The 12925-nt window shown below is 46.2% G+C and carries 16 protein-coding genes and 1 tRNA gene; 12 read left to right on the top strand and 5 right to left on the bottom strand.

Annotated features, from left to right (window positions below; genetic code table 11):
* Nucleotides 1-69: 69 nt before the first annotated feature.
* From LL912_RS25710 to LL912_RS25685, 7 genes are all read left to right on the top strand, one after another.
* Nucleotides 70-615 (top strand): YcxB family protein, encoded by a 546-nt coding sequence (locus LL912_RS25710; protein ID WP_235556497.1) that lies wholly within the window; start codon nucleotides 70-72, stop codon nucleotides 613-615.
* A gap of 459 nt (nucleotides 616-1074) precedes the next feature.
* Nucleotides 1075-1209, top strand: a complete 135-nt coding sequence (locus LL912_RS26030; protein ID WP_255785958.1) for a hypothetical protein — start codon at nucleotides 1075-1077, stop codon at nucleotides 1207-1209.
* Nucleotides 1210-1453: 244 nt separating this feature from the next.
* A tRNA-Arg gene (locus LL912_RS25705) sits at nucleotides 1454-1526 on the top strand.
* Between the two features lie 180 nt (nucleotides 1527-1706).
* Nucleotides 1707-1856, top strand: coding sequence for a hypothetical protein (locus LL912_RS25700; protein ID WP_235556496.1), 150 nt, complete (start codon nucleotides 1707-1709; stop codon nucleotides 1854-1856).
* A gap of 5 nt (nucleotides 1857-1861) precedes the next feature.
* Nucleotides 1862-2344: a ribonuclease H-like YkuK family protein gene (locus LL912_RS25695; RefSeq protein ID WP_235556495.1), complete on the top strand. Its 483-nt coding sequence runs from the start codon at nucleotides 1862-1864 to the stop codon at nucleotides 2342-2344.
* A 77-nt stretch (nucleotides 2345-2421) separates the two neighbouring features.
* Entirely contained in the window at nucleotides 2422-2577 is a 156-nt protein-coding gene (locus LL912_RS25690; protein WP_235556494.1) for a hypothetical protein, read from the top strand.
* A gap of 5 nt (nucleotides 2578-2582) precedes the next feature.
* A complete protein-coding gene (locus tag LL912_RS25685) occupies nucleotides 2583-3500 on the top strand; it encodes an AAA family ATPase (RefSeq protein WP_235556493.1) in 918 nt (305 codons plus the stop codon).
* 101 nt (nucleotides 3501-3601) lie between these two features.
* Here LL912_RS25685 and LL912_RS25680 read toward each other — a convergent pair whose 3' ends face one another.
* Nucleotides 3602-4624, bottom strand: a complete 1023-nt coding sequence (locus tag LL912_RS25680; RefSeq protein ID WP_235556492.1) for a helix-turn-helix transcriptional regulator — start codon at nucleotides 4622-4624, stop codon at nucleotides 3602-3604.
* Nucleotides 4625-5028: 404 nt separating this feature from the next.
* Between LL912_RS25680 and LL912_RS25675 the strand changes: the two genes are divergently transcribed.
* The 4 genes from LL912_RS25675 to LL912_RS25660 all read left to right on the top strand — a co-directional run bounded on the left by LL912_RS25675 (nucleotide 5029) and on the right by LL912_RS25660 (nucleotide 8383).
* Nucleotides 5029-5304, top strand: coding sequence for a hypothetical protein (locus LL912_RS25675; RefSeq protein WP_235556491.1), 276 nt, complete (start codon nucleotides 5029-5031; stop codon nucleotides 5302-5304).
* A 13-nt stretch (nucleotides 5305-5317) separates the two neighbouring features.
* Entirely contained in the window at nucleotides 5318-6415 is a 1098-nt protein-coding gene (locus LL912_RS25670; RefSeq protein WP_235556490.1) for a slipin family protein, read from the top strand.
* A gap of 161 nt (nucleotides 6416-6576) precedes the next feature.
* Nucleotides 6577-7338 carry a nucleotidyltransferase domain-containing protein gene (locus LL912_RS25665; RefSeq protein ID WP_235556489.1) on the top strand — a complete coding sequence of 254 codons (762 nt, stop codon included), beginning with the start codon at nucleotides 6577-6579 and terminating at the stop codon, nucleotides 7336-7338.
* Nucleotides 7319-8383 carry a nucleotidyltransferase domain-containing protein gene (locus tag LL912_RS25660; RefSeq protein ID WP_235556488.1) on the top strand — a complete coding sequence of 355 codons (1065 nt, stop codon included), beginning with the start codon at nucleotides 7319-7321 and terminating at the stop codon, nucleotides 8381-8383. Before LL912_RS25665 ends, LL912_RS25660 begins: the two co-directional genes overlap by 20 nt.
* Nucleotides 8384-8404: 21 nt before the next feature.
* Here the strand turns inward: LL912_RS25660 and LL912_RS25655 are convergent, their stop codons facing one another.
* Both LL912_RS25655 and LL912_RS25650 read right to left on the bottom strand, forming a co-directional pair.
* Nucleotides 8405-8854 carry a DoxX family protein gene (locus LL912_RS25655; protein ID WP_235556487.1) on the bottom strand — a complete coding sequence of 150 codons (450 nt, stop codon included), beginning with the start codon at nucleotides 8852-8854 and terminating at the stop codon, nucleotides 8405-8407.
* A gap of 185 nt (nucleotides 8855-9039) precedes the next feature.
* Nucleotides 9040-9972: an exonuclease/endonuclease/phosphatase family protein gene (locus LL912_RS25650; RefSeq protein ID WP_235556486.1), complete on the bottom strand. Its 933-nt coding sequence runs from the start codon at nucleotides 9970-9972 to the stop codon at nucleotides 9040-9042.
* Nucleotides 9973-10067: 95 nt separating this feature from the next.
* Here LL912_RS25650 and LL912_RS25645 point away from each other — a divergent pair, with 95 nt between their 5' ends.
* On the top strand, nucleotides 10068-10772 hold the full coding sequence (locus LL912_RS25645; protein WP_235556485.1) for a DUF2490 domain-containing protein: 705 nt from the start codon (nucleotides 10068-10070) through the stop codon (nucleotides 10770-10772).
* Between the two features lie 84 nt (nucleotides 10773-10856).
* Here the strand turns inward: LL912_RS25645 and LL912_RS25640 are convergent, their stop codons facing one another.
* Both LL912_RS25640 and LL912_RS25635 read right to left on the bottom strand, forming a co-directional pair.
* On the bottom strand, nucleotides 10857-11534 hold the full coding sequence (locus tag LL912_RS25640) for a YggS family pyridoxal phosphate-dependent enzyme (protein WP_235556484.1): 678 nt from the start codon (nucleotides 11532-11534) through the stop codon (nucleotides 10857-10859).
* 70 nt (nucleotides 11535-11604) lie between these two features.
* The gene (locus LL912_RS25635; protein WP_235556483.1) at nucleotides 11605-12825 is read right to left on the bottom strand and encodes a glycoside hydrolase family 27 protein; all 1221 of its coding nucleotides are present in this window, start codon (nucleotides 12823-12825) and stop codon (nucleotides 11605-11607) included.
* Between the last annotated feature and the right edge of the window lie 100 nt (nucleotides 12826-12925).

The raw sequence follows: 12925 nt of genomic DNA, 5'->3' as shown, positions 1-12925 counted from the left end.
GGCAGCCTGCACTTTCATTTTTTTGATACATTTACAGCCGTTTTTTACAAATCAAAGAATGATCATTAAATGACATTGACCTATCAACTCAACCGGAACGACTTCCTTCAATATCATCTTTTTGTTGCCTCCCAAACACCCAGAATAAAAAAAAAGCGCATAAGGTCCTGGCTAACAGTTACCGCTGTGATGACGCTGCTGGGCCTTCTGTTCTATCAAAGTAGCAACATGTTTCTTGCTTACTACTTTTTTATCTTTAGTATTGTCAGTTTCGTTTTCTTTCCGCTTTATCAAAGGGCGCAATACAAACAGCACTATAAGAAATTTATTGAAGACAGCTATAAAGACCGGATGAGAAAACCCGTAACAATAAAACTGACGGATACAACAATCGAGGCCAGTGATCCCGGCAGCATCTCAACCATCAAATTATCAGAGATGAATCATATAACAGAAACCGGTGATTACTTTTATTTAAAGTTTAAAATCGGCGAATATTTAATCCTTCCCAAAACAGGAATCAATGATCCACTTGCATTAAAACAGGAACTGAAGCAACTCAGCAGCAGATTGCAGATTGAATTCATTGAAGCATTGAATTGGAGATGGAAATAATCCGCTCGTGTATTTTTTAAAAAAAATAGTTCAAAAATTTTGCTATATTAAAAAGGATATACACCTTTGCATACGCAAATAAAAAAATATAAAATGCAACGTAAGAATCTACATATTGAAACAAAAGCGTGGTTCAGCCCGATAGGACTGAATACGCGTTGCGGGGCATTTGCTGTAGAAAGTTAAAAAATAATTTTTTAATAAAATCCAGGCCCCGCAAGAAATTGCGGGGTTTTTATTTATATGAAATAATGAATCGAACAACCCCATTTCCTCGATTTACAATGATGATACCAGCCTCCAACCGGTCTAATGGCGGAGCTATGCATCTGCGTATTCGCAAATCGGGAAAAAGGAAACCGGAGTTTTTTACAGGGCTTCATGTATAAAGAAAACATGATGACGTAGCAAACCCGGTCCTGGAAGGCCGGGTTTTTTATTACACGAAGGAGGTGAACCATGAACATCATTTTTATCATCATACTGCTGGTATTCATTGTAGAAAAAATTGCCGGCAGCAGAACAACAACCAACAACACAACGGAAGCCGCATCCCCAAAGATCGACGATCCGGCCTCTGTAAGATTGCGATAACGTATTAGTTGCAGCAAAGGAGAAAACACACCCGCAAGATGCAGCGGGGTGTTTATGTTGGCCCTGGTTTAACAGGTAAAACACCACATAGTGACTGTGGAGAACAGGGTTCTCCCGATAACAATCGGACCCGGGGTCAACCAATACGGCCTGGTGTAAGGGTAACATGATCATTCCTCTTTCGAAGGCAAATAGCGGATGATCGTTTTCAGTTCAAATCTGAAAGCCGTATGATTTCAGATACTGGTTTATAGTTCAATGGAACAGAACACCTCACTACGAATGAGGAGATGCGGGTTCGAATCCTGTTAAACCAGCAAGTCAATAGTATGTGGCGCAACGGCTTTTGCCATTGCCCTGTATGCAACAGGTTGCCGGTTCCAATCCGGTCATGCCGTCAAAAGGTGCTTCGGCAGCGCAGATCTATGCATTCCCGCTGAAGACGGTACGAAAAAGGTTTGAGCACCGCAAACATATGGGTTTGGTATAATGGTATTATGATGATCTCCAAAATCACCGGTACAGGTTCAATTCCTGTAGCCCATGCTAAAAATAAAAAGTCAAAAGAACTCATTTTCTCTGGAAAGAAAAGCGTAGCACAATGGTTAGATGAAATAAAAAACGAACTGATTGAAGATCAAAATTAAAACCAATGGAACAACAGCAATGGCGGCGGTTTGGAGGAACATCCCTGAGCGAACCGGTGGCCGAAGAAGTAAACAAGACATTGATAGCGGAACGGAAAGCCGGACATACTATACAGGTATGCCTGGGTACGGACAGCCAGGTAAAAGGCGCCGTTATCGAGTTTGCGACCGTGATCGTTTTTGTACGAAAAGGAAAGGGAGCCTTTCTGTTTCTGCGAAAAGAATTGCTGCACAGGAAAATGAGCATCCGGGAACGGATGTTAATGGAAGTGGACAAAACCGTGCAGCTAACATTGCAACTGAGTGCTGTTTTTAACAAACACAGCATTGCGCCTGAGTTGCATGTGGATATTAACACGGATGCCGCGTATAAAAGTAATGCCGCGCTCAGCGAAGCCATGGGCTATGTTTCCGGCATGGGCTGGATCTGCAGGGCAAAACCTTTTGCATTTGCAAGCTCCAGCTGTGCCAATAAAATCGTACAATAAGGCCGTTGCCAAAAACACCCAAACCAAATACTTTATGACCTCCGTTCTGTGAGGTCATAAAGTTTAACTTAAAAAAAATGGAACAAGAATCTATACAAAGAGTCATCAATACGAATGAACTATTCAGTAATTCCTTCATCAATGCAAAAGTATTATACCTCATGAGTTTGGAAAACTACCCAGCACGCTCTTTATTGGCCAGCTGGATGGCAGTAAAGCATTCGGACCTTTAAAGCAATTGCTGGCGGCGCATACCCGGCATATTTTCCAGCATCAGTGGTTCAAGCGGAAACAAAAAAAATTCCAGTACGAAACGGCAATCTTTCTTTTAGAAAACGGATGTATTGTAGAACTGGATGAATGCTGGTGCGAGATCCTGCACGATGGTGATCAGGCTTCGTTAACGGAAGGCATTGTAGCCCTGCTGCAGCCATTCCAGGAGAAGAAGAAAAAGGAGCCGTTGGAGATCAACCTGATCGTACGTGACGGGAGCCGGCTGCTGCTGCGATCCATGGAGATAAAAAGGAACAAACTCAACCTGGATCTTTTTTATGAAGCAGATTTCAAGGCGGTGGATGCCCGTATCCGGCAACGCCTGAACCGGAAAAAGGATAAGGGTATCGTATTGTTGCACGGATTACCCGGTACCGGCAAAACTTCTTACCTCCGCTACCTGGTGGGAAAGATACGGAAGCGGGTACTCTTCCTCTCTCCTTCCATTGCCGGCAATTTAACCAGTCCTGATTTTATCCAGCTGCTGATCAACAACCCGGACACGGTGCTGATTATTGAGGATGCGGAAAACATCATTATGGACCGCCGTTATAGTGCCGACTCATCCGTATCGAACCTGCTAAATATATCCGATGGACCACTGGCCGATTTTCTAAATATTCAACTGATTTGTACGTTTAACAGTGCACTGACACCTATTGATGAGGCATTGTTACGGGAAGGCCGGCTGATCGCCAAATATGAATTTGGAAAATTAGGCGTGGAGAAAGCAAGGATCCTGGCAAACCATCTGGGATATGCACAAAACATTACCGAGCCTTGCACCCTGGCAGAGATCTGCAATGCTGAACCGGTAGCCGGCAAACGGACAAAACCGGCTTCAATCGGTTTTCAGCTGGCAGCGATGGAAAATACGGTCTGAGCCTTATCTGAGCTGCTGTGGCAAAGCAACAATACCTCCGCAGGATATTACACTGCAAATTAAAAGCCGGCATCATCATCACCTTCGATATCATGTTTGCTTCAGTCCTGACCAATTGTATAGAACTCCTGCATTTTCCGGATACGTTGTTTGAAGATACGTACCACCGAAGCTGGTGCCGTCACACGCAATCCTTCGCCGAAACCGAGCAACTCCCGTTCCAATTCAAAATTCGGGATCACTTCAATGGTAAACGTAGTCCAGCCGTTTGCGGTGGAAACAATTTGTTGTGATGCATGAATGGGCTTGGTTCGGATATAGGGTGCATGTTTTGCATTGGCCATAAAAGTAATGCGCGTGGGCTGGTCGGCCACATTTTTTGTTACACCGATAATATCACTGAAATAGGTAGCCGCATTAAAACCCTTATGCACCAGGTAGGCTTCACCGGGCAATTCTTTTATCGCAGCTATGCGGTCCAGTGCAAGTGTTAGCAACACTTTGCCTTTCCGGTGCATGCACAAAAGAAACCATCGGTTACGGAACTCCTTTAGCAGGTACGGATATACCACCATGTCTGCCGGCTGGCGTGCAGAAAAGCTTTGGTAGGTTACCTGCAGGGACCGTTTTTTGATAATCGCCTTGTGCAGCGGATCCAGCCAGTGAATACCAGCCAGTAGATCGTTTTTTTCAAAGTCGATTACCGGCGATTCCTGTCCCCGTTCTGTGTAAATCTTATCCTCCAAACGCTGCAACAACTCATCCAGGTCGTTAAAATGGCTAAATCCCTTGAACTGTTGCAGGAGAAAAGATACATCCTGTAGCACGTCCAGGTCCTGATGTGACAACGGAATCTTCGAAATACTGTACGCCGGATCTTCATAGGTATAATATTTCCTATCAGTTACGATGATCGGAGCGTTGTACCCAAGCTTATCACTGCGCATGGCATTCAGGTCCATCCGTATGGTACGCAGGCTTACACCTTTCTCGATGTCCTCATACTCGTAAAGCGCATCGTTACAGGCGTCGATCAAATCCTCAATGGTCCATTTGCGGCGGCGGTTTTGCAGGCATCTATCAATGGTGCGGTAGCGGATCAGCGCATTGCGATTAACAGGCATAGGAAAAATTTGAGGAAAAATAAATTATTTTCTCAACTATGCAAAAAGATTGCACAGTTGTATTTCAGCTTTGTATTATAAATGAAACAAGTTCTTTGATCAAACATATTGCCGTAAGGTAAAACGCGCTGTTGACCGTTTCTTAAAAGCCAGGCGGGTGTATTTCAGGCACCGCAGTGCAGGCGTTGTAACGTACTGTATGCTCTTATTAGGAACACGGCATAGCACCACAACCTGTGCGTCGGGGGTTCGAATCCCTCTTCCGTTGTGAAACGGAATAGCTCAGTGGAAGAGCAACAGACAATTGCGGGTTCGAATCCCGCCACGCATCGTACGTGACCGTTCAATGGCAGAACACTACACCGTTAATGTAGCCTAAAGAAGCGCATTCCTTCTATAAAAAGATGCACCCGAAAAATGACGGCCGGTACCGGCTGTTCCAGTTCAATGCCCTGGCCTTGTTACCGGACAGCAACCCCGAAGCACTTGCGGGCAGATGTAAATGGCCGGCAACGGATACCGCTTTGCAAGGGAATACTGCACCAGCTGCAGCACTTCAAAACCAAACCGGTTTTCATAACCGGGCTGAAACCTGCCTCCGTAGCAGACAGGTGGCAGCCGGCCGGCATTTTTCATTTATTCCTTTTATAAAGGAGGATACTTTAAAACACAACTATTAAAAACCATAAGATCATGAAAAAAGTAAATGTAAATGCACAACAGGTGGCATTGGTATTTAAAAGAGGCGCTTATCAGAAAATGCTTCGGGAGGGGTCCTATTGGTTGTGGCAACAAAACGTCACTATCTACGATATCACCCAGCCATTTCAGCCCCCGGTTGAACTGAACCTGCTATTGCAGGACACGGAACTGGCAAATGCGCTAGAGGTAATTGAAGTAGCAGATCATGAAATAGCCCTGCAATTCCAGAACGGCCTGTTTCAAAAAGTGCTTACCGCCGGACGGTACGCTTTCTGGAAATCCGCGATCCGGCATGATTTTATAAAGGGAGATATGACCAAAATAGCCATCACTGAAAACATCCACCGGGACCTACTCGAACATAAGCTGGTGGCCCCCTATGTGCGCACCTATAAAGTTGAAAGTTATGAGAAGGCCTTGCTCTTTGTAGACGGCAAAGCACAGGGTGAACTGGATTCGGGTACGCACTACTGGTGGAAGAATGCGATTACAATACATGTGGCAAAAGCGGATGTACGGCAGCAGCAACTCGAGATCAACGGGCAGGAAATCCTCACAAAGGATAAGGCGAACCTCCGGGTTAATGCCTGGGCGCAATACCGGGTTGCCAATGCAGCAATTGCATTACTGGACAATGCGGGTTATGACCGGCAGTTGTACGTGGCCATTCAGCAGAGCCTGCGGGAATATGTAGCCGGCTTTGCTTTTGATGAACTCCTGGAAAAAAAGGAAAGCATTTCCACCAGTATATTGCAACAGGTAGCAGCGGCTGCCGCAACACTTGGGGTTGAGGTTACCGGACTGGGGATCCGGGATATCATTCTGCCGGGCGATATCCGGGAGATCATGAACCAGGTGCTGGTTGCCGAAAAAAAAGCCCAGGCCAATACCATTACGCGGCGGGAAGAAACGGCCAGCACCCGGAGCCTGCTGAACACGGCCAAACTGATGGAAGAAAATGCCATGCTTTGGAAGCTGAAAGAGATGGAATACGTGGAAAAGATCGCAGAAAAGATCAGCAATATCAGCGTCAGCGGGAACGGCGTATTGATCGATCAGTTAAAGCAACTTTTTGTTCCTGATAAATGACTGCACAGACCTGCAAGGCCCTAATCTTGCAGGTCTTTTTTATACAAGGTCTCACGTTACATTTATCCCCGTAATGGTTACAGCATATTTTTTGAACCCTTTTCGAGCCATGCAAAAAGACTGCACAGTGCCCGCATATCTTTGAATTAAATCATCAACCAATGCACAAAAACATACTGAAAACATTAAAAGAGCTGGAAGCTGAAAAGGGCATCAACTTGCTTTATGCCTGTGAAACCGGTAGCAGGGCCTGGGGCTTCCCGTCTCCGGACAGTGATTATGACATACGTTTTATATACCGGCACAACCGTAACTGGTACCTTTCCCTGGCTGCCCAAAAGGATGCAATCAGTTGGATGAAAGAAGAGCTGGACATCACCGGCTGGGACCTGAGAAAATCGTTACTGTTACTCAAAAAATCGAATGTACCATTAATAGAACGGTTCCAGTCGCCCATCGTTTACTACACGGCTCCGGAATTCAAACGGGAGTTCCGGCAACTGATCCGGGAATACTATTCTCCCGTCGCTGTTTTCTTTCATCACTATTCGCTGGCGCAAAAATTCAGGGCAGAATGCCCACCTGGTGTTCCCTTTAAGCTAAAAGGTTTTTTCTATATGCTGCGTTCCGTGCTTTCCTGTAACTGGATCCTGCATGATGATGCAGTACCTCCCATGGAACTGGTAAAACTACTTAAGTACACCAATCCCCGGCTGAGCAGGTGCATCCTCCGACTTATTGCGTTAAAGGCTACGAAGCCTGAAAGCTATGATCATAAAGGTGAAACGCTCCTTTTTAACTGGCTGGATGGTCTGTTTGAACAGCTGGAGGCTTCCAAAGGCGCATTGAAGATCAACCCTAACAATATCGACACATTGAATCACTATTTTATAAAAAAGCTCAATGACTCACCTGACAATTGATACGATAAAGAGCAGCGGCTGGCTGATATTTGAATGTATTTCCGGCAGCAGGGCTTATGGACTGGACACTCCGACTTCGGATACAGACATCAAAGGCGTGTTTGTACTTCCGCGGGACTGGTATTATTCCATGGAATATGTACCGCAGGTTTCCAATGAAAACAATGATATCGTATATTATGAGTTAAAACGGTTTATGGAACTTCTGTCCCGTAACAATCCCAACATACTGGAGCTGCTGGCCACACCCGATGACTGTATCTTATTGCGAGATCCCCTAATGGACTTTATAAAACCTGCCGACTTTCTATCCCGGCTTTGTGAGCAAACGTTTGCAAACTATGCCTGGAGCCAGATCAAAAAAGCCTGTGGCCTGGAGAAAAAAATTGTGAACCCAATGAGCAGGGACCGGAAATCTCCGATAGATTTTTGTCATGTTTATGATGGCCGCAACAGCATGCCCCTGGATGAGTACCTGCGGCAACGGTCTTTTTCACAGGAATCCATGGGACTGGCGGCGCTACCGCATTTCAGGGATTGTTATCAATTATATCATTCGCCCCGGAACGAATACACAGGGATTTTGCGGAAGGAAGGATCCAATGACGTTTGTACCAGCCATATCCGCAAGGATGCCGTCCCGGTGGGACTTCTTTATTTTAACAGAGACGGCTATACCGTGTATTGCAAAAAATACAGGGAATATTGGGATTGGGTAACACAACGGAATGAAACGCGTTTTGAAGGCACCATGCGTCATGGAAAAAATTACGACAGCAAAAACATGATGCATGTTTTCCGCTTACTGAAAATGGCCGAAGAAATCGTTACGGACAACCGGGTCAATGTCAGAAGAACCGATCGTTTATTATTATTACAAATTAAAGAAGGCATATATGCATATGAAGAACTGGTGGCTAAGGCTGAAACGATCATACACCGGCTCAAATCATTGTATCAGGAGAGTCGTTTGCCCGATGCTCCGGATCCGCAGGTGGTGAATACACTCCTTGTACGCCTGCGGACGGCGTATTACGCTCGGTAATAATGTACCTTTGCCTATCCGTTACTTCTTCTTCTCCTCCTCCCCAGCATGGATCGCATCCAATGACCAGGGGCCATTGCTGGCGATCAGGAAATAGACCAGTAACAACAATACTACGATAGCCAGCAAGAGGTTGGAAAAAGGATGCAGCACATTGCCGGATTGGCTGGCAAAGAATACCGCGCCCAACAGGATGGGGATCTGCATCAGACAGGCTGCCCTGGTCAGCAATCCCAATGTAATGAGCACACCGCCCAGGATGTGTGCACCCACAATATAATGCCCCACAAGGATCATCATGAAGGAACTGAACGACATCCACTTGGGCATAAGGTCCATCAGCACGTTGTAGTTATTGATGAACTGGATTCCTTTTGCGATCAAAAAAAGTCCCAATGCCATGCGAACGATATCCATCCATGCAGGGTGATGTCTTTCACCCCAGAACTCAATACGTTGAATCAGTGTCATAGCGCTGTATTTTAAGGTGAATCATTTATAAGCAAAGAACCACTGCAAAGTTACAACTTCTAAAGACCAACCCTAAAAATTTAAGTTACAGTCAATCAATCACTTCAGGTACAAAGCCTGGTATCGGACTCCTGTACAGCCCAAAAACGTTACCGGCAACAGCATCGTTCTGCTACCCGTTTTGCTCAATCGGTTACCGCATACGCGGAGGTTACCGGATAATGATCTGAAGTGGTCCGTTGCTCATAATCCGGCACAACGTTTTTTACATCGGTCCGGATGCTGACCGACTGATCTTTATACCAGTAGCGCAAATTGCCTGAAACCAACTGCTGATCAATAACAGAATTGCTAAAAGAAAGCGTGGACTGATAACCGGTAGTATTCAAGGGCAGCGTCAGCGCCTGATAGCGCCCGCCATCCTCCAGGAAATTTTTATATGGTGAAAGATACCCATTCAAAATGCTGCCATTCAGCTGATCATTAAAATCACCAAATACCATACAGTGTTGTCCGTTGAAATAAACATCCAGGCTATCCTTTAATTCCACACTCCCCTCTTTCCTTCGGGCATATGCGTCGGCAGCTGCGTCGGCCTTGGCGTGCAGCAATATGAAATGCACCGGATGCCATTTCCCATTCACGACCATATCCGCAGATAACAAAAAAGGAAACCGCCCCGAGGCAAAGCTGACAGCGGCCGTTGCGCTCTGACTCATAAAAGGTCTCGCCCGTACATTCCGGAAAATATGGCGGTTATACACAAAGGCCAGTTTCTGATCGATCTTCGGGTAAGGGCTGATGATATAGTTAAATTCGGAACCCATGTAATTCCGGATCATCCGTCCAAACCGGGCGGTATCCACCACCTCACAGATCCCATAAAGATCCGCATCCAGATAGCGCAGGATCTTACCTGCGTTCGACTCCTGGGCAGCAAGACTCCCCGGGAACCGGGCGGAGCCAAACCATTCAATGTTCCAGTTTACAATGATCAGATCCTTGTAATAGTTTTTAAATTGTGTTGTGTCTTCAGAACCTTTCCGGTTTGGGGAATGATCTTTTGAGCAGGACCAGCAAGTGGCCAGCAGCAGTAATGCCGATAACAGGTGTTTCATAAGTTATTATTTCTGATACCAAATTTAAACAATTTTTGCCTTTTTCTGTTTTAGAAAAAAATTTCATTGTTTTAACCTGCATAACCCGATAAAATATGATTGCCAGATTGATTGTTTCCCTGCTCTTTTTTTTGGTGCCAGCGATGGTATTTTGTCAAACGCGATATGAGCAAACCGGCTGGGCGGCCTGGTTCAATAATGCTAAGCTGAATAGTAAATGGGGATTGTATTTCGACATACAGGTGCGCACACATGACAACTGGAACGGCATCCGCAATGTATTATTACGGCCCGGTATAAACTATTATATTAAACCCAACCAAACCGCTACGGTGGGATATCTGTACACACCCACCTTTCCCGCACCGGATATTACCAACGGGAAAACCCTGACCGAACACCGGATCTGGGAGCAATATACCGTTAGCCATCCCGTATTTACCGGTACCCTCAGTCACCGATTCCGGCTGGAGCAGCGGTTTATCGGCAGAACGGACGAAGATATTTTCTCGCAGCGGCTGCGGTATTTTTTCCGCGATGTGCAGCCCCTGGTTAAAACAGAACAGGGGTTCAAAAAAGGGCCGTTTATCGCCCTGCAGAATGAACTGTTCTTTAACCTTCAGAACAAAGACCGGTTAAATGGCTCCTTTTTTGATCAAAACCGGGCCTATATTGCGCTGGGGTACCGTACCTCACCAAAATTTGACATTGAAGCCGGTTACCTGAACCAGGCTGTGAAGGGCGCTGCCACCAATACCATGAACAGCGTGATACAGGTAGCGGCGTATACTCGGTTTTAGAAGACATGGGGCCACTAAGGCATCAGAAAACACCAGGACCCTCACACCTTCTCATCGCGGGTCTTTGCGTTTGAGGCTTCGTGGCTAATACCCTCGCGCTCCAAACAACAGGCTTCCTACCCGTATCATTGTGCTTCCGTATTCCAGCGCCAGCTCATAATCGCCGCTCATACCCATGGATAATGTTTCAAGTTTCAGGTTTGAGGTTTCAGGTTTTGCGTTCCTTGCAAAAAGGGTCTTCATCGCCGTAAACTCCTGCTTCAACTTATCGGTATCCTCCGTAAAACTTCCCATGGCCATCAATCCCTTTACCCGAACATTAGACAGTACCAATGCGCCGGAGCTGATCCGGTCGATCAATGCCGCAACTTCTTCCCCGTCAAAACCGAATTTTGTTTCCTCCTGCGCTATATGCACCTGCAAGAGGCAGTCGATGATCCGGCCATTTTTTCGTGCCTGTTTGTCGATCTCCAGTAGTAACTTCTCACTGTCTACACCATGAATCAGGTATACAAACGGTGCAATATATTTTACCTTATTGGATTGCAGATGACCTATAAAATGCCAGCGGATATCGCCCGGCAGCTGCGGTTGTTTTTCTACCAGCTCCTGTACATAGTTTTCGCCAAAATCCCGCTGCCCCAGGTCATACAGAGCCTTTATATCGCTTACCGGCTTTATCTTGGAAACCGCAACCAGACTGGCCCCGGTGGCTTTTGTTTTTTCGAGGATCGTTTTATAGTTCTGTTCATTTACCGACATGGGGTAAAAGTAATCAAATTCTAAATCCCAAATATCAAATCCTAAATTCCAAATCTCAAGTCGCTACTCCCTATTTATACTGAAATACATTATACGGAATGGACGTTCCTTTTATCCGCAATACCACTACCCCATGCGCCGGCACTTCAAACGACTGTTCTTTACGGGTAGAACGGGCATACGCCTTTTTACTCCATACATCCCGCATTGTATACCCTTTTCCCGCTTCAATGCCTAGGGAATCGGGCTGGAACCGGATCTCCACTTTTTCTTTTGCCCGGTTAAACAGCGCTACCGCAATTTCTCCGCTCATGGTATGCCTTAACGGGCGGGCCCACACTTCCTGGTCACCATCGTCTCGCAACCTGCGGGCCTGGTATACCAGCGGATCCTGGTTAATAGCAATCATGTCCTTATTGGTAAGTATGCCAAGCGTTTCTTTCGACATTTTTGTAAGGTCATTTCCCGCCAGCAGGGGCGAGTTCAGCATACACCACATCGAAAAATGGGTCTTATCTTCTTCATAACTCATCCCGCGGCCCACCTGCAGCATATCCATATCATTGACATGACCCGGTCCGCAATAAGGCCACAGACCGGCATTCAGGTCGATGATCGTTGCGATAGCATCGAACCGCTCGCTTATATCCCCGGACACTCTCCAGGAATTGGCCACATTTACCACCCATTTACCGGGAAATTTCCAGCGGCATACATTATATAGTGCCGCCGGTTTGATGGCATGGACCAGTCGTCCGATCTCCGTATATCTTGTTTGTTCATCCAGTCCCAGCCACTCTCCGCCACACCAGTCTACCTTTATAAAATCAAATCCCCATTGCTTCAACATCAGCTCCAGGTCCTGCCGTTCGTGTCCGTACAGTCCCATACCCACACCGATAGAATCCTTGTCCCAGTAGGACCCGCAGGTATTGATGCCGGCATCGCTATACGTACCCGCCTTTAACCCTTTTGAGTGAATGTAAGCCGCCAGCGCGCCCATTCCCGCAGGAAAACGTACCGGGTGACTTTTTATGGCACCATTTCCATCCCTGCCCCCGTAAAAACCATCATCGATATTAATAAATGTATAACCCGCTGCCTTCATGCCGCTGGCTACCAGTGCATCTGTTTGTGCCCGGATGATCTGTTCACTGATATGCACGCGAAAATGATTCCAGCTGGCCCAACCCATCATCGGCGTTTGATGTCCCTGCACCGGTTTCCCGGATTGCGCGTACACACCCGGCACCATCAGCCATACGAACCAGAGCATGATCTGCTTTTTCATCAGCAATATTTTAAAAGATTCCTGATTCGAATCTCAAAACTCAAATTACAAAACTCAAATCTCAAACCTCGAACCTTAAATCCCTTCCGAAGCTCCGGGG

Source organism: Niabella agricola, from assembly GCF_021538615.1.
In the GTDB taxonomy this organism is placed as follows: domain Bacteria; phylum Bacteroidota; class Bacteroidia; order Chitinophagales; family Chitinophagaceae; genus Niabella; species Niabella agricola.
The sequence above is the reverse complement of the archived record's forward strand: the minus strand, read 5'-3'. Positions and strand labels throughout refer to the sequence as shown.

What these genes read in the sequence shown, in the direction of transcription:
- LL912_RS26030 (WP_255785958.1), top strand. Translation starts at nt 1,075, where the DNA reads ATGAACATCATTTTTATCATCATACTGCTGGTATTCATTGTAGAAAAA.
- LL912_RS25675 (WP_235556491.1), top strand. Translation starts at nt 5,029, where the DNA reads ATGCACCCGAAAAATGACGGCCGGTACCGGCTGTTCCAGTTCAATGCC.
- LL912_RS25645 (WP_235556485.1), top strand. Translation starts at nt 10,068, where the DNA reads ATGATTGCCAGATTGATTGTTTCCCTGCTCTTTTTTTTGGTGCCAGCG.
- LL912_RS25635 (WP_235556483.1), bottom strand. Translation starts at nt 12,825, where the DNA reads ATGAAAAAGCAGATCATGCTCTGGTTCGTATGGCTGATGGTGCCGGGT.
- LL912_RS25660 (WP_235556488.1), top strand. Translation starts at nt 7,319, where the DNA reads ATGACTCACCTGACAATTGATACGATAAAGAGCAGCGGCTGGCTGATA.
- LL912_RS25700 (WP_235556496.1), top strand. Translation starts at nt 1,707, where the DNA reads ATGATGATCTCCAAAATCACCGGTACAGGTTCAATTCCTGTAGCCCAT.
- LL912_RS25655 (WP_235556487.1), bottom strand. Translation starts at nt 8,854, where the DNA reads ATGACACTGATTCAACGTATTGAGTTCTGGGGTGAAAGACATCACCCT.
- LL912_RS25665 (WP_235556489.1), top strand. Translation starts at nt 6,577, where the DNA reads ATGCACAAAAACATACTGAAAACATTAAAAGAGCTGGAAGCTGAAAAG.
- LL912_RS25695 (WP_235556495.1), top strand. Translation starts at nt 1,862, where the DNA reads ATGGAACAACAGCAATGGCGGCGGTTTGGAGGAACATCCCTGAGCGAA.
- LL912_RS25690 (WP_235556494.1), top strand. Translation starts at nt 2,422, where the DNA reads ATGGAACAAGAATCTATACAAAGAGTCATCAATACGAATGAACTATTC.
- LL912_RS25680 (WP_235556492.1), bottom strand. Translation starts at nt 4,624, where the DNA reads ATGCCTGTTAATCGCAATGCGCTGATCCGCTACCGCACCATTGATAGA.
- LL912_RS25670 (WP_235556490.1), top strand. Translation starts at nt 5,318, where the DNA reads ATGAAAAAAGTAAATGTAAATGCACAACAGGTGGCATTGGTATTTAAA.
- LL912_RS25640 (WP_235556484.1), bottom strand. Translation starts at nt 11,534, where the DNA reads ATGTCGGTAAATGAACAGAACTATAAAACGATCCTCGAAAAAACAAAA.
- LL912_RS25650 (WP_235556486.1), bottom strand. Translation starts at nt 9,972, where the DNA reads ATGAAACACCTGTTATCGGCATTACTGCTGCTGGCCACTTGCTGGTCC.
- LL912_RS25710 (WP_235556497.1), top strand. Translation starts at nt 70, where the DNA reads ATGACATTGACCTATCAACTCAACCGGAACGACTTCCTTCAATATCAT.